Origin of the sequence: Paenibacillus timonensis (genome assembly GCF_022427145.1) — a bacterium.
GTDB lineage: Bacteria > Bacillota > Bacilli > Paenibacillales > Paenibacillaceae > Fontibacillus > Fontibacillus timonensis.
In genome coordinates, this window is record NZ_JAKSXN010000060.1 from 1 (window position 1) to 15,540 (window position 15,540).

Genomic DNA, 15,540 nt, shown 5'->3' on the forward strand with positions numbered 1-15,540 from the left:
CTTTGCCCGAAAAGGTCTTTTGGTTTGCAGGGTCTCTGCTTATGCCCGTCCCCGTAAAATCAACTCGATTTCGTTCATTTGCTCCGGGGTCAGCGGACCATAGGAGATGGCCTCCGCCGCTTCCTCCACCTGCTTGACGTTCTTCAACCCCGGGATCGGGATCGTGCATGCGCTTTTCCCCCAAATCCAGGCCAGCGCCCCCTGTACCAGGCTCCGGCCGCCGGACGTCAGAATTTCGCGGACCGCGTCCAGCTTCGCCAAATATTCGGCTTTGGGTTTGCCGTCCTTAAAGTACAGCACCCACTCGTGGCTGCTCCCGCGCACATCCTCGGCCGGCAGGTTCGACGAAGCCGTAAACTTGCCGCTTAACAGTCCCATCGCCAGCGGAGAATTGTTGACGCTGCTCAGACCGTGCCGCTCGCACAATTCCACCATGGCGCTATCGTTGGAGAGCACATTAAAAGGATGCTGGATGGCGGCGCCGGAGGACCGCTGAGCAAACTGCTCAGCGCAGGCCGTGTTTGCGGTGCTCCAGCCGTATTCGCGGATGAGGCCCTCCTGCTTTAACCGTTCCAGCGCATCGATGGCCGCGTCAAGCTGCTCGGCCGAGAACTCGCCCGGGTGAATCTGGTACAAATCGATGTAATCCGTGGCGAGGCGCCGTAAGGAGGCCTGGCAGGCGGAGCGGATGTAGCCGGGGGACACATCGATATTCGTAAACACGTTGCGGCTTGCAGCATCATACGTAAAGCCGAATTTCGTGGCGACGACGGCGTCTTGCCGCCGGCCTCGCAGCGCCTGCCCGATGATCTCCTCGCTGTGGCCGGTGCCGTAAGCATCCGCCGTATCGATGAAATTGATCCCCCGTTCCAGCGCGGTTTCGATTGCCCGAATCGACTCCGCGTCATGGATATCGCCCCAACCGTCCGGCAGGCCGTCCAGCCAAAACGGTCCCCCGATCGCCCATCCCCCGAACCCGAGCGGACTGACCCGAAGCGAAGAGCCTATCGATTTCTTTTCCATTTCCCAATTCCTCCCTATTCCTTTGGAATGCACCCTCAGTATAATAAAAGAAATCGGTTCTTTTTAGAGCCATTTTCAATCTATTTTCAGGAACCAATTTCGAGGAAAGAAGGACCTTGCCATGTTCGGAATCCAACTTGACCCTGCCTTGGACATGTCGATTACGGCCCAGCTCTGCCGGCAAATCCGGCAAAAAATCGAAAAGAGCGAATTCGGCGAAGGATTGCGGCTCCCCCCCACCCGAAAGCTGGCCGCGGAATTCGGCATTGCCCGAAATGTAGTCATCGACGCTTATGAGCAATTAATCGCGGAGGGTTATCTCATCGGCCAATCGGGCTCCGGGACTTATGTGGCCGGGGGAATACGGGCGGGCCTTCCCAGCGCTGACGAAGACGTAGGGCACGAGGTCGAACGGCGGACGGACGAGCCGGTTCCCCCGAGTCCCGGGGACCTCATCGATTTCGAGATCGGAACGCCGGATTTGCGTCAATTTCCTCGGCAGCTTTGGGCGAAATATTTGAAGGAAGCGGCGGAAGCGATGCCGAACGGTTCCTTCGATTACGGTGATATCCGCGGTGAGGAATCCCTGCGCAGGGAAATTTCCGCTTACTTGCACCGAACGAGAGGCATGCGCTGCCATCCGGTCCAAATCATGATCGTATCCGGCTCCTCCGAAGGCTTTGCCTTGATCGCCCAGACGCTGCGGGAGCGATTTGACGGCGTGTACCTGGAGGATCCGACAATCGAGTTCACGCAACATATTTTTCGTGGGGCCGGTTATCGGATTTCGCCGGTCGCCGTAGACAACGCGGGCATGAAGCTGTTCGAGCTTCCCGCGTGGGAACCGGGGCATCTCATGCTGTTGACGCCCTCCCACCAGTTCCCGGGCGGAGGTATTTTGCCGATTCAGCGGCGGCAGCAGGCGGTCCGGCTCGCAGAGGAGGCCGGCTCCTATCTCATCGAGGATGACTACGACGGGGATTTTCGTCTGAAGGGAGTCCCCATCCCGCCACTCCAAACCTTAAACCCCGATCGCGTGATCTACGTGGGAACGTTCAGCAAAACGCTGGCCCCAGGCTTGCGCCTGGGCTTTCTCGTCCTCCCGCGTCATCTCGTCCGGCCAGTAGCCGATCTGCGGGAAGCCCAAAATTTGCGCACCCCCTCTTGGTCCCAAGCCGCTTTGGCGAGGTTCATGCAGGATGGCCGATTGGACCGGCATATCCACAAAATGAAAAACACCTATCGCCAGCGGCGGCAATTGCTGATCGGGGCTTTGAAACGCCATTTCGGCGACCGCGCGCTCATCCAAGGCGACGAGGCCGGGATGCACCTGCAAGTCGAGATGACCATGGTTCCCGCCGGAGTCGATTGGTCCAAGGCCCAGGCCTACGGCGTTCGCGTTTACGGCGTCGAGGACTACTGCCTGATCAAAGGGAACTACACGCGGCATATCCTGCTCGGCTATGGCAACCTTCCCGAAGAGAATATTGAAGCGGGGATCGCACGGTTGCGAGAGTTTATAGTGGTTAACGCTTGTCGAAACTGTTGACGACAGGCCGATGTTTCAGGCGGCTTACCTCACACGATATCCGTCTTTGACGATACAGGAGAACCTCGATGAAAAAGATATGGCACATCTACAAAACGGATTTGACAAACATCATCAAAGTGCCGACAGGCTTACTACTCATGGTCGCGCTGCCGTTTTGCCATCCGTTTATGCTTGGGTCAATTTGAAAGCCATGTGGGACCCTTATACCCACACGGGAGGCATCAAGGTTGCCGTCACCAGCAAGGATGAAGGAGCGACCGTACAGAATCGGACGATCCGTATCGGCGACGAAATACTAAAGAGTTTGAGAAGCAATCAACAGTTAGGTTGGACGTTCGTTGACGAAAATGAAGCCGCACGAGGAGTCCTGCATGGCGATTATTATGCCAGCCTGCTGATCCCTGCTGACTTCTCCGCCAAGATCGCCAGCTTCGTGAGCGGCGTCGTCCAAAAACCGGCAATCTATTACTCGGTGAACGAAAAGGTGAATGCCATTGCCCCGAAAATAACGGAAAAAGGCGCATCGAACATTTCTGCCCAAATCAACCGTAATTTTATCGAAGCCGTAAGCGAAGCCGTATTTGCAGAACTAAAGCGGCTTGGCATGGAAATCACGCGTCAGCTGCCGACCATCCGCAGAATGGAGAGCTTTGTGTTCGAGCTGGAATCTCGATTGCCGGTCATCGAGGAGGTCGGCGTTAAAACGATCGAATTGGAACGCAAGCTGCCCGAAATCCAGGCTAAGTCCGCGAAAATCATGGAGCTGGAGCAGCTCGTCCCTGAGATGACCCGGGTCGGGAACACCGTTCTGGCCCTAGAGGAACGCTGGCCCCAAGTGACTCAAGCGGCGCAAGCGGCGATTGCCGTTCTGGAGCCACTGCCGGATATCAGCCAGGCCGCGGACGGGATTCAAAGACTTGACGCCCGGTTCGCTGAAGCCGAGGGGGCTTTGATCCAAGCGATTGATACGGCCGATCGGGCGAGAGAATGGACGGCATCCCTACTCGAAGATCTGAACAGAGCCGAGTCGCTCGCCAATAACTACGGAACGGTATCGACACAACGATCCCGCTTGTCTCAGGATGTTCAACAGGCCCAGGCCGGAATCCAGCTCGCTGAGGCCCAACTCAACACCTTAAGAAATGAGCTGTCGCAATATCGTTTGCAGCTTCACGGGGCAGCGTCACACATCCAGGGGGATGCGGAAGCCCTTGCGGATCTCGAGAACCGGTTACCGGCAATCCTCCGCAGCGATTTGAAGGCGATCGGGGATAAGCTAACGATAGCCGCTGATTTTGTACGGGATGAGCTGCCTGCCGTGGAGGAGGATATTCACAGATTGACCAACCTGTATCAAGCCAAGTTTGGGATGGCCGAAGATGCGGTTCACCGGGCAGCGGATTTCGCCCGCCATGATTTGCCGCAATTCGAGCAGGCCGTTCGCAAAGCGGCGAACGAGATTAGACAAGCTCAGGGGAACGAGCGCATCAATGAACTGGTTAAGCTGATGCACAGCGATTTGAAGGAGGAAAGCGAGTTTCTGGCGAACCCCGTGACGATCAAGGAGGATAAAAAGTTCCCGATCCCTAATTATGGATCGGCCATGTCCCCCTTTTATACGACGTTGGCTTTATGGGTTGGGGCGATGCTGTTGGTCTCTTTACTGAAGACAGAAGTGGATGATCCAGGAGGCCAGTACAGAAGTTATCACGTCTATTTCGGCCGAATGATGACTTTCTTGACCATCGGGATGTTTCAAGCGTTGATCGTCACCTTTGGGGACATGTATATCCTGGGGACCTACGTCGTAAACAAGGCCGCATTTCCGCTGTTTGCCGTTCTGATCAGCATCGTGTTCGTCACGCTGACGTATACGATGGTTTCCCTATTCGGCGATGTCGGTAAGGGATTAGCGATCATTTTCCTCGTGCTTCAGTTCTCCAGCTCGGGCGGAACCTTTCCGGTCAGCACCTCGGGTCCGTTCTTCCAGGCCCTGAATCCTTTTATGCCGTTCACCTATGGCGTCAGCGTTCTAAGGGAGTCGGTAGGGGGCATGGTGGCGGATATCGTCCTCAAAGATATTTCGGTGTTGTGCCTGTTTGTTGCCATTTGCTGCGTGCTGGCGCCCGTACTGAAAAAACCGCTCGGCGGTCTGACTCAACGCTTAGCGAAGCAGGCGAAGAAAACCAAGCTGATTCATTGATGGGTTCCATTCCCTAAGCTACTTTTACCGTTCGTTCTCATATGCTAAGATAGGGGGGAAGGGGTGACACGTTATGGCACGCAGCAAGGAGTTCGAGGAAAATGAAGTCCTCCTGAAGGCAATGCATTTATTCTGGGAACAGGGGTATGAGAAGACTTCCCTTCAAGATCTGGTTGAGCATATGGGGATTCATCGCCGCAGCTTGTACGATACGTTCGGGGACAAGCACACGCTTTTTATCAAAACGATGGAGCGGTATGCGAAGCTTACGGACGCTACCCTGAAAGCCGAAGCCCAGCGCGGTCGCACGGCAAAGGAATCCATCCGCCTGATCTTCGACTATCTGATTGAAACCAAAGGCGAGCAACCGATCGGATGCTTCTTTGTGAACTCGGCAACCGAGTTGGCCTATAGGGATCCCGCCGTAAGCGAATTGACGAACGAGGGATTTAGCAAGGAAGAGCAATTGCTGGAAGAGCTCATCCAACAAGGGCAACAAGCAGGGGAAATTTCGGCCCATCAAGAACCTAGTTTGCTTGCGTCCAGTTTGCATACGTCCATGATTGGAATTCGGGTCCTACGACGTGCATCCGCTGATAAAAAGAAACTCCATCAAATCGCGAACGTCTCGATGTCCATCCTCGATAAATAAGTAGTCGTTTATTATCAAACAGAAAGCCCGCAAACGAATCGTTTGCGGGCTTAGTCAGTAATCTCCATTGAAAACGGATCAGGCCGTTTCGATCCGAACTGCTTGCGTCTGCGCCTCTATACATAAAGCCGCCGCTTTAAACGCATGCTCCTGTGGCATCGCGTTTTCCGTCCCGTTCAGGATATCCAATAAGAATGCGCCGAAATACGGGTACCCCACTTTCCCGGAGCAGTCATAGTGGAATTCGCCTTCGTGATTCACCAAATAGAGATGATTGCCGGACGTTTCCCGGGCGATGTCGATGTATTTGCGAATTTCGATATAACCTTCCGTCCCCAGGATGAGGGTTCTGCCGTCGCCCCACGTCCCCAAGCCGTCGGGAGTCAGCCAATCCACCCGGAAATAGAAGGTCGCCCCGTTATCCGCTACCAGCGTCGCGTCGCCGAAATCCTCGAATCTGGGGTAGGCCTTGAACTTGTAATTGGCGACCTTGCTATGCAGGACCTTCGCATTCTTTGCCCCTGCGTAATGCAGAAATTGCTCGATCTGATGGGACCCGATATCGCATAAGATCCCGCCGAAACAGTCCGGATCAAAGAACCAATCCGGCCGAGCCTTGGGGTTGGCGCGATGCGGGCCTGTGCCGATCACCTGTACCACGCGGCCGACGGCGCCTTCCTCGATCAACTGGCCGGCAAACACGGCGCTCTCCACGTGCAAGCGTTCGCCGTAATAGATCCCCCATTTGAGCCCCGTCTCTTCCGTTTTCCGTCGCGCCCGATCGACCTGCTCCAACGTGGTAAAGGCCGGCTTATCGGCAAAATAATGCTTGCCGTGCTCCATCGCCCGAAGCCCTAATGCGCATCGGTCGGCAGGAATGCAAGCCGATGCGACCAGTTTGATCTGCGGATCCTTCCAAATCTCTTCTTCGGACTCGGCCGCCTCCGCTTGAGGAAAGGCCTCGATGAATCGCTTTACCTTCTCCGGATCCGGATCGTAAACCGCTGCGAGCTCGGCTCCGGCCTCGATCAATCCGTTGCACATTCCGTAGATATGTCCATGATCCAATCCGATGGCCGCAAACCGGAATTCGCCCTCCCCGACTACCGGGCTCGGCTTTCCTTTTGGGGCGTAGTTCATGCCGTCTAGCTTCTCCGTCATGGCGTTTGCTCCCTTCTCCCCCTTAGCTATTGCCTCCCGAGGTGATATGGTTGTCGCTGAAATTCTCCACGCTGGTCTTCTTCTCGTAAAAATAGGTCGCGTTCTGCAAGATCCCCTCTCGCGTATAAAAAGGGCTATCCGGACCCAGCGGCAGCTTCACCGTTTGCCCGGTGCTGGCCGACTGGTAAATTGCCGTAATCAGCTCCAGCGTTCTTCGGCCTTGAATGCCGTCCACCAGCACGGGCGAGCCCTGTTCGATCGCATTCAGGACGTCGTGGATTTGGCCGCGATGACCTTCATACGGAAGCTCGGGTTGCTCATCGTATGCTTGCTGAATTCGGGCTTCCAGCTCCTCATCCTGCTCGGGGAATCCGTTTGGCTTCGAAACGGAAGCCGCCACCTTCCAAGGTGCGGACACTCGCGCGTGCTTCCCCTGGAAGATCAACTGCTGCTCCTGGCCGTGATGCACGACGGAGCTGGTCAGTTGGGCTAATGCCCCGTTATCGTAACGGGCGATGGCGACAGAGATGTCCTCGACCTCGGCATTGTCATGGGAGGTGTTGCTCATCACCGCGGTGATCTCGGCTGGCATGCCGTTCATCCATTGAAAAATATCGATATGATGCACCGCATGGTTCAGCGTGCAACCGCCGCCTTCCTTCTCCCAGGTTCCTCTCCACCACAGATCATAGTAACAATGGCCTCTCCACCAGTAAGAGTCGACTTGGGCGTGCACGATCGGCCCCATGAGCTTCGTGTCCAATACCCGCTTCAGCTTCATCATGGGGGTGGTGAACCGGTTTTGCGCCACGACGGATAACATTCTCCCGCTCTGCTCCACCGCCTCGTTCATCCGGTCGCATTCCTCCAGCGAAGAAGCCATCGGCTTTTCGACGATCACGTGCTTACCTGCTTTCAAAAAAGCGATCGCCGTCTCCGCATGGGTATACGGAGGCGTGCATACGGATACCAGGTCGATGTCGCTGCGTTGGAGCATTTCCGAGTAGTCGGCGTAAATTTCCGCATCCAGTTGAAATTGATCCGCTTTTTGCCGCGCCTTCTCTGGATAAATATCGCAGATTGCCACAATGCGGCACTGCTCCGGGAACTGCAAATACGCTTGAATATGGGCCGGCGATATCGCGCCGGCGCCGATTACCGCTACCTGTATCAATCGGCTCCCCTCCTGTTACTTCTTGTAAAACTCGTCGTAGGCCGCCTGTTTCCCTTCCATGACCGTCTTGCCGCCCATGGACATATATTCCTCGACCTTCTGGTCATAGACCTTGTCGAATTGATCCGGTTTAGCCGTGACGATCTTGGCCAGCATTTCTTTTTCGAAATCCTCCAGGATTTTGGCGTATTTGATTTCGGCATCCACCGCAATATCCACGCGAGGCAGGGTATACCCGTCGTTGGTGCCTGCTTGAATGCTCTTGACGGTGAAATCCTTAAAGTCAGGATCGAAGGCATTGGCCGCAATGTTCTTGTTCGGGTCCTCCGTCGAAATGTACTTGCCATTCAAAATAATGCAGTAATCATAGTAGTTGTACAGCAGGTTCTGAGCCTCCGGCGTATTCAGCAGCAGCGGCAGCCCCTCTTCGCTCATTTCGTAAGATACGCCTTCCTCGCCGTTTTGCAGCACCAGGATGTTGTTCGGATCAGCCATCCAGTTCAAATATTTCACGGCTGCCTCCGCGTTTTTGCTCGTCGCCGGGATCATAATGTAAGCGCCGGTCGGGTCATAGATCGGCTTCGGATGTTTCCCGTCGGGAGTGGAGAACGGATCGATGGCCTCCAGCACCGCGTTCGGATTATTCGCCTTCAGGTTGGCATAGTACCCGTTGTACACCGGTTCATTGGTATTGGGCGTGCCCGCCCCGGCAACGCTGTTCACGACTTGCTGGGCGAACGCCTGGCTAAAGTCGTCGCTGAGCGCAAAATCCGGGTCGATCAATCCTTCGTTGTACATCTGGTTCAGCAATCGGTACCCCTCTTTGCTTCCCGGCTGGAGCCAGCGGGGGACTGCATACAGATCTTTGTCCGTAATTTCGTCCCATTTCCAGAACGAATTGACCAATGGCATCATATGAAACACGTCGATGTAGCTGTAAGGGACGACCTTGCCTCCCGTTTTGCCAGGATCCTTCTCTTTAAAGGCACGCATGGCATCCACGAATTGCTCCGTCGTTTCAGGAAGCGGAAGATTTAATTGATCCAGCCAGTCCTTGCGGATAAAGGTAGTGGTCTGAGCTTGAATCACGCGAAGCGCGGGAAGAGTGTATTGCTTCCCATCAAACACACCATAAGGCAAAGAAGGCTCCAGCACTTTCTTCAAGTTCGGCCCATGCTGATCGATGAGCGGTCCCAGGTCGGTTAAGCCTCCGCTTTTCACGTAGTTTTGCACGGTAGGCTTGTTATACGTGAACACGATGTCCGGAGCGGAGCCCGAGGCCATCAGGACGTTCAGCTTATCCACCTCTTCGGCGCGCGGCACCGTGACGAACTCGACGTCGATATTGTTCGGGTCACCGAAATTTTTCTGGATATACTGGGTCATGAAGTTATCCGTTATTGGCGGCTCCCCCGCCGGCGTATTGTTGCGGTCAAACAGCTCCACTTTCAAGGTAATCCGTTCCCCTTTCGGTTCGGACTCCTTGGCATTGTTCGTCGCCGCGGCATTCCCGCCGCCGTTCCCCTCTCCGCCGGATTTGCCGTTGTTCCCCCCGCCGCCGCAGCCCGCCAAAGCCAAGCTCGCGGCCAGGACCAACGCAACTAGGGCGAACATCGAGGAGCGTATTGGTTTGCGCATGGTGTTGCCTCCCTTTTCGATTAGTTTTGTATATAGTGACCTTCGGCGCAGCCATCAAGGCCGATGGTCCGCCGAAGAGCAACTATCGAAATCGACTTGCCTCCACCGGGACTACCCTTTGACGGCCCCCTGCAGCATGCCGGAAATGAAATACTTCTGCAGCCAGGGGTAGACCAGCAATATCGGCACGGTGGCAAACATGATGCTGGCCGACTGGATGCCTTGGGGAATCGGAGTCGCGGCGTTAAAGCCTTCTTGCGCCGTGGCATCGTTCACCTGGCTGTTGATGACCATCTGATAAAGCTTGAGCTGAAGCGGGTACAGATTCTTATCGTTGATATAAAACAAGGCGTCCTGAAACATGTTCCACCGGTCCACGGCCGAATACAGCCCAATGGTTGCGAGGATCGGCAACTGAAGCGGGAGGACCACCCGGAGCAGAAACCGGAAATGGCCGCAGCCGTCCATCCAGGCCGAGTCCTCCAGCTCATGAGGAACCCCGGAGAAGGAAGTCCTCATAATGATCAGCAGGAACGCATTGATCATCAGAGGCAAAATGAGCGACAGAGGCGAATTTAACAGGCCCAGCTCTTTGACGAGCAAGTAATTGGGGATGATCCCGGGATTAAAAAACATCGTGACGACGATCAAGCCGAACATCACGTTTCGTCCCGTGAAGTTTCTCCGGCTTAACGCATACGCGGCCATAATGGTCATCACCAAAGCGACTGCGGTATAGACGGCAACCAGAATCACCGTCAGCGCTAGGGAACGCATCATGGAGATGTCCCCGAAAACCGCGGAATACGCATGGAAGTTCCAGTCGACCGGCCACAGGAACACTTCCCCCGACATAATGGCCCGGTTGCCGCTGAAGGATAAGGCGAAGATATGGATCATCGGCACGACGCAAAATAAGGCGAACAGTCCGATGAACACGATGACGATGGTATCGATCACTTTATCAACCGGATTCCGAATCACGCGAGCTCCCTCCTTGGCTAGAAGATGCCTTGCTGGTTTACTTTTCTAGAAATGAGTTCGGCCGTGAGCAGCAGAATCAGCCCGATGACCGACTGGAACAATCCTACGGCCGTCGCCAGCGCGAATTGCGCCGATTGAATCCCAACCGTGTACACATAGGTGCTGATCACCTGAGCGACATCCATGACGTAACCGTTCTGCAGGGCATACGGCTGTTCGAAGCTGATATCCGCCATATGGCCGATCTGGATGATAAACAACACCACGATCGTCGGCTTGATCCCGGGCAGCGTAATATGCCAGATTCGTCGCAGCCGGCTCGCCCCGTCTACCTCGGCGGCTTCGTACAGCTCCTTATTGATCCCTGTAAGCGCTGCCAAGTATAGGATCGTTCCCCAGCCCGCATAGTGCCATACCCCGGCTCCCGTGTAGGTCAGAATCCAAAGCACCGTGTCTTCGAGGAACGGAATCGGTTTGCCGCCGAGGCTTTTCATCAATTCATTCACGCTGCCCGTATTGGTGGCTAGCAATTGAATGACCATCCCGCCGACGATGACCCAGGAAATAAAGTGAGGCAAATACAGCAAGGTTTGGCTTACGCGCTTGTACCATCGGACGCGCAGCTCGTTCAGCATGATCGCCAGGATGATCGGAATCGGAAAGGTAAGCAAGGAGAGAACGTTCAACATCAAGGTGTTGCGCAGCGCTTTATAAAACTGCGGCATCCCAAATATTTCCCGAAATACGTCCCATCCGACCCACTCGCTGGCCCAGATCCCCTTAAAAATGTTGTAGTCCTTAAAAGCAACTACGACGCCCGCCATCGGAATGTACTTAAATACGATAAAGAACGTCATCGGCAAGAGCATCAGAAGATACAAAGGCCACTGCCGCTGAAAAGCGGCCATGCCATTCTTGCGCCGTTTGACGGGGAGCGGTGAACGCGCCCGCCTGACTTCCGTTTGCATCGGCATCCTCCTTTCGGTTGGTAAGTCCATGGCTTGGTTGCAGCTAACTATACACGAGGGGAAGACGATGGAAAATTCTCCTTTTTTACAGGCTTCTTCTCTTTTCAATGCGGGTTTTTCACCTTTTTTATATGCCTAACCTTTGTTCCATCAGCGGGTTAACAGGTGGTTTCAGGCATAAAAAAACGCCCCATTCAGGGAGTGCTCCCTGCTTGGGACGGTTTTCAGCTCATCCTGCTCGTCATGTACGATTGGCCATTATCGAATGCCGCGGTTCTGCTCCTTATAGGCCTGGTGCTTCTCTTCGCGGACCTGCTGTCCGCCCATGGATAAATACTCCGCCACTTCCTCATCGTATACGGCATCGAATTCCTCCGGCTCCGCCGTGATCACCTTCACGAAGATCTCGTCGCTCTTCTCATTCAAGATGGCCGCATAACGAATTTCGGAAGATAAGACCGCATGGATGCGCGGGGTCTCGATCCCGTCGTTCATGCCGTATTCCACGCTTTTGCGCGTAAATTCCTCGAATCGCGCATTGGACGCGTTGGCTTTCAGGTTCATGCGTTCGTCCTGGCTGCTGACATATTTCCCGTTCAAGATGATGCAATAGTCGAAATAATTAAATAACAAGCGGTCCGCATCCTCGTTCTCCAGGGTAACCGGCACGCCATCCTCCATCCGGTACGTTACTCCCTCCACGCCGTTCTGCAGCGTAATGATGTTCTCCGGCTGTGCCATCCAATTCAAGTACTTGATGGCAGCCTCGGCGTTTTTGCTCGTTTTCGGAACCATGATGTACATGCCCGTTTTTTCCAAAATCGGCTTGGGCTTCTCGCCGCTTGCGCTTGTGAAGGGATCGATCGGCATCAGGGTGGCGTTCGGATCATTCCTTTGCAATTCAGCAAGATATCCCATATATACCGGCTCATTCGTGTTTGGGGTTGCGGCACCTACGCGGCCGTTCACCAAGTCCTTCTGAAATTGTTGGGCGAACCGGTCCAGATGAAAGTCCGGGTCGATCAGACCCTCATGATACAGGCGGTTCAGAAACCGGAACGCCTCCTTGTTTCCGGGCATCGCCCAACCCGGTTCGGCGTATAAGTCCTCCTTGGTGATCCGGTCCCAATCCCAAAACGAATACTGTAGCGGGGCCGTGTGATAATAATCGATTTGACCGTAGGGATAGATGACCTCCCCGTTCTTCCGCAGCCGGTTTTCTTTAAACGCCTGAAGCGCCCGGTAAAAATCCTCCGTCGTCTCCGGCAAAGGCAATCCGGCTTCCCGGAGCCAATCCTCCCGGATCAGAGTCGTGCTTCGGGCCGTTAGCACCCGTTTGGCCGGAATCGCAAACTGTGTTTCCTGAATCCGTCCGTAACTCAGGATATCTTCTCCCAGAAGCTGCTTCAGCCTTGAGCCGTATCGTTCCAGTAAGGGCGACAGATCGGTTAATTTGCCCTGCGTGTAAAAATTGTAGACGGTCGGCAGGTCGTACGTAAACACGAGATCCGGCGCTTGATTCGCGGCCATCAACACCTGCAAGCGCCTGACTTCGTCCGCACGGGGGACGGTAACGAATTCCACCCGGATCCGCTCCGGATCCCCGAAGTGCTCTTGAATGTACCGCGTCATCGCGTTATCAGTGATCGTCGGCGCGCCGATCGGCTTGTTGCTGCGCTCGAACAATTCAATTCTTAGCGTGGTCCAGCCGTCGTCAGCTGCCGCTAATCCGTCCGCTGCTATGGGCCGGACCGGGTCCGACGCCAAGCTTATCCAATTCGATCCTTCGATCCCGCTGCATCCCGCCAATAAACCCAGCAAAACGACGAATGCCAGCTTCGATAACCATGACCTCGAAAGCGGCATAGCGCACCTCCTCCCTCTTTGGGACGACTCTGTTTTAAATCGTACGGTACATATTGCGGTACTCCCCTGGCGGAATGTCCTGAAATTTCTTGAAGGCACGGTAGAAGGAATTGACGTTCTGGTAACCGCTATGCTCCGCCACCGACTGGATCGAGTCCTCGGTTTCCAGCAAGAGCTGTTTGGCCTGCTGCATCCGGACCTTCAAGACGTAATCCACGAATTTCTCCCCCATCTCCTCTTTGAAAATAACGCTCAGCGCGCTGGGCTGAAGGTTCAGGTAATCGCTGACCTGGACCAGGGAGAGACCCGGATCGGCGAAATGCGCATCGATGAAATGTTTGGCCTGCATGGCCAAGCTGTGGTGCCTGCGGGCTTGCCGATCCTCTTCTGCATAAGCCTCGAACTGGTTCATGAGGCTCATGAACTGTTCCTGAAATTCCTCCAACGTCTCCGCTGTCTCGGTCAGGCCGGCGAACCGATCCTGATAATCTTCTTTCCAGCGGGTTTGAATCGGGGAGGACAAGGCCAGCACCGCCTTATCCATCCGTTTGATGAACGCCTGGGCAAACTCCGCCATATCCCGCTTGCGAAACCGCATCTTCCCCAGTTCGCCGAAGATCTGCGTTAATTTTTCCCGCCATTCGCTTTCATTCATGCGGAAAGACTGGGCGGCGTAATCCAGGGCTTGGAGGTACGCATATCGATCCAGATTTAGGATGCCGGCGCTTTTCCGATTGTCGATGACCGAATGTAAACCGATCACCGTTTTGAGTTCCACGTTCTCCAACGCGTTCCGATAGGAGTCCGCGAGGGTTTCGATCGACTTCGAATCCGCCCCGATTCCGATGGACAACGTCAGCTCCAGATGCTGATGAATCCATTTTTTGAATTCCTCTGCATAGGCGATGGCCGCCTGGTTGCTGCGCGGATCGGAAGCCGTATGATGCACGACGAAAGCGATGCGGTGCGGTTCCATCCAGGCATGCCATACAAACGAATGATGGCTTTGCCCCAGATCGCGGAAGGCGCTCTCGATAATAAATTTGAGCAAATGCTGGTCTTTGACCTTGTATTTGTCCGTAAACGCGGCATACCGGTCCAGCTCCGCCACCATCACGCCTAACCGGTCGTAGGGGGCCGATAGGTTGAACTCGCCTAGCCGCTGCCGAAATTCTTCATCCGTCAACACGAGATGCCCGGCCAACACGTCGTGAAAAAGCCGCTGCTGCCGCAGCAAACTGTCCTCCTTATGCAGGCTCTCGTAATCCAGCGACCGCTTCAAGAGGTGGTCCAGCGCCATTTCGATGAACGTGAACTCGTTGTTCGCTCCTTTGATGCCCAGTTCCTCGCTTTTCCGGTTCGAAAATTGGCTGACCTTTTCCGTAATCGATTGGATGGGCTTGTAGTGGATGTGGGTCACGATCGTAAACCCGATCAGGGCCAGCAGGATCAAGATAACCCAAATGACCATCCACGCGTTCGAGAAGAGGGATAGCCAGTTGTAGCCCTGGTCATGAACCCCCTCCGAGAGATAAGTCCAGCCGGTATAATCGGATTGAACCTGAATCGTGTCCATGGCAGATTCCGAATCCGGCATCACCTCAGCGGAAGCTGCATTAACTAGGCGAACTTGATTGTAATCGCTTTCACTTAATGAATTGAGATATTCCAGAAAAGAGCGCTGGTACACGTTCACCACGAGGGCCCCCCGCATGTCGTCCCCGGTATAAGCAAATTTCACCAAGGAGACGACCTGCTGCGCTTCCTCCCCTTGGGGCAGATAGGCAAAGGACCGCGGATTAAACCAGCCTGCGGATTCTTTCCTACCGTAGTTGGACGCCAAGAAGCCCGCATCGCCAAACGCCCCCAGCGAATTGGATCCCAAATCCGAAATGATCCGTTGTTCGGCTTCATTGTAGATATAAATGGTGTTGGCAAAAGGCAATGCCAAGCTCAATTCAATCATCTTTTTCTGCAGCAGGAAATCATCCAGCGCATCCTTGGGGCCGTTCGTGAAGTAGTTCTGAATCTCGCCATCCATCAACAATTTGCTGACGACGTTGCGTTCGATCAACATGAGATTCGCATCTGCGTTAAAGACGATCCGATCCAAGATCGCTTTGTTGGTCTCCAGGTATTTTCGCTCGGAAGCGTTGTTGAGGGCCAGGAAAATCATGAAGATCATGGAGGAAATGATGACGAAGAGAATCGGAGCATAGGAAAGAATCGTACGGTAATACCAGTTCATTCTCATATACAACTCTCCCAAACCGTTTCATTCATTATAAGAGATCCCATTCGTGTTGTTAATTAACAATT

At 54.5% G+C, this 15,540-nt stretch carries 11 protein-coding genes; 3 read left to right on the forward strand and 8 right to left on the reverse strand.

Annotated features, from left to right (window positions below; genetic code table 11):
• Positions 1 to 39: 39 nt before the first annotated feature.
• Positions 40 to 1,023 (reverse strand): aldo/keto reductase, encoded by a 984-nt coding sequence (locus MJ257_RS19880; RefSeq protein ID WP_240270890.1) that lies wholly within the window; start codon positions 1,021 to 1,023, stop codon positions 40 to 42.
• Between the two features lie 121 nt (positions 1,024 to 1,144).
• Here MJ257_RS19880 and pdxR point away from each other — a divergent pair, with 121 nt between their 5' ends.
• From pdxR to MJ257_RS19895, 3 genes are all read left to right on the forward strand, one after another.
• A complete protein-coding gene (pdxR, locus tag MJ257_RS19885) occupies positions 1,145 to 2,572 on the forward strand; it encodes a MocR-like pyridoxine biosynthesis transcription factor PdxR (protein WP_240270891.1) in 1,428 nt (475 codons plus the stop codon).
• 79 nt (positions 2,573 to 2,651) lie between these two features.
• The gene (locus MJ257_RS19890) at positions 2,652 to 4,778 is read left to right on the forward strand and encodes a YhgE/Pip domain-containing protein (RefSeq protein WP_240270892.1); all 2,127 of its coding nucleotides are present in this window, start codon (positions 2,652 to 2,654) and stop codon (positions 4,776 to 4,778) included.
• A 73-nt stretch (positions 4,779 to 4,851) separates the two neighbouring features.
• Positions 4,852 to 5,430 carry a TetR/AcrR family transcriptional regulator gene (locus MJ257_RS19895; RefSeq protein ID WP_240270893.1) on the forward strand — a complete coding sequence of 193 codons (579 nt, stop codon included), beginning with the start codon at positions 4,852 to 4,854 and terminating at the stop codon, positions 5,428 to 5,430.
• A gap of 78 nt (positions 5,431 to 5,508) precedes the next feature.
• On the opposite strand, the gene MJ257_RS19900 is transcribed toward MJ257_RS19895, so the two are convergent.
• From MJ257_RS19900 to MJ257_RS19930, 7 genes are all read right to left on the reverse strand, one after another.
• Positions 5,509 to 6,591: a Gfo/Idh/MocA family protein gene (locus MJ257_RS19900; protein WP_240270894.1), complete on the reverse strand. Its 1,083-nt coding sequence runs from the start codon at positions 6,589 to 6,591 to the stop codon at positions 5,509 to 5,511.
• Between the two features lie 22 nt (positions 6,592 to 6,613).
• On the reverse strand, positions 6,614 to 7,765 hold the full coding sequence (locus MJ257_RS19905) for a Gfo/Idh/MocA family protein (RefSeq protein ID WP_240270895.1): 1,152 nt from the start codon (positions 7,763 to 7,765) through the stop codon (positions 6,614 to 6,616).
• A 15-nt stretch (positions 7,766 to 7,780) separates the two neighbouring features.
• On the reverse strand, positions 7,781 to 9,403 hold the full coding sequence (locus MJ257_RS19910; protein WP_240270896.1) for an extracellular solute-binding protein: 1,623 nt from the start codon (positions 9,401 to 9,403) through the stop codon (positions 7,781 to 7,783).
• Between the two features lie 111 nt (positions 9,404 to 9,514).
• Positions 9,515 to 10,387 carry a carbohydrate ABC transporter permease gene (locus MJ257_RS19915; protein WP_240270897.1) on the reverse strand — a complete coding sequence of 291 codons (873 nt, stop codon included), beginning with the start codon at positions 10,385 to 10,387 and terminating at the stop codon, positions 9,515 to 9,517.
• 17 nt (positions 10,388 to 10,404) lie between these two features.
• Positions 10,405 to 11,355 carry an ABC transporter permease gene (locus MJ257_RS19920; RefSeq protein ID WP_240270898.1) on the reverse strand — a complete coding sequence of 317 codons (951 nt, stop codon included), beginning with the start codon at positions 11,353 to 11,355 and terminating at the stop codon, positions 10,405 to 10,407.
• A gap of 258 nt (positions 11,356 to 11,613) precedes the next feature.
• Positions 11,614 to 13,221: an extracellular solute-binding protein gene (locus MJ257_RS19925; RefSeq protein ID WP_240270899.1), complete on the reverse strand. Its 1,608-nt coding sequence runs from the start codon at positions 13,219 to 13,221 to the stop codon at positions 11,614 to 11,616.
• Positions 13,222 to 13,255: 34 nt separating this feature from the next.
• A complete protein-coding gene (locus tag MJ257_RS19930) occupies positions 13,256 to 15,475 on the reverse strand; it encodes a helix-turn-helix domain-containing protein (RefSeq protein ID WP_240270900.1) in 2,220 nt (739 codons plus the stop codon).
• Positions 15,476 to 15,540: the final 65 nt, after the last annotated feature.

Bases quoted from the DNA above. Each gene is read 5' to 3' on its own strand.
- MJ257_RS19880 (WP_240270890.1), bottom strand. From the start codon at position 1,023: ATGGAAAAGAAATCGATAGGCTCTTCGCTTCGGGTCAGTCCGCTCGGG.
- pdxR (WP_240270891.1), top strand. From the start codon at position 1,145: ATGTTCGGAATCCAACTTGACCCTGCCTTGGACATGTCGATTACGGCC.
- MJ257_RS19890 (WP_240270892.1), top strand. From the start codon at position 2,652: ATGGCACATCTACAAAACGGATTTGACAAACATCATCAAAGTGCCGAC.
- MJ257_RS19895 (WP_240270893.1), top strand. From the start codon at position 4,852: ATGGCACGCAGCAAGGAGTTCGAGGAAAATGAAGTCCTCCTGAAGGCA.
- MJ257_RS19900 (WP_240270894.1), bottom strand. From the start codon at position 6,591: ATGACGGAGAAGCTAGACGGCATGAACTACGCCCCAAAAGGAAAGCCG.
- MJ257_RS19910 (WP_240270896.1), bottom strand. From the start codon at position 9,403: ATGCGCAAACCAATACGCTCCTCGATGTTCGCCCTAGTTGCGTTGGTC.
- MJ257_RS19920 (WP_240270898.1), bottom strand. From the start codon at position 11,355: ATGCAAACGGAAGTCAGGCGGGCGCGTTCACCGCTCCCCGTCAAACGG.
- MJ257_RS19925 (WP_240270899.1), bottom strand. From the start codon at position 13,221: ATGCCGCTTTCGAGGTCATGGTTATCGAAGCTGGCATTCGTCGTTTTG.
- MJ257_RS19930 (WP_240270900.1), bottom strand. From the start codon at position 15,475: ATGAGAATGAACTGGTATTACCGTACGATTCTTTCCTATGCTCCGATT.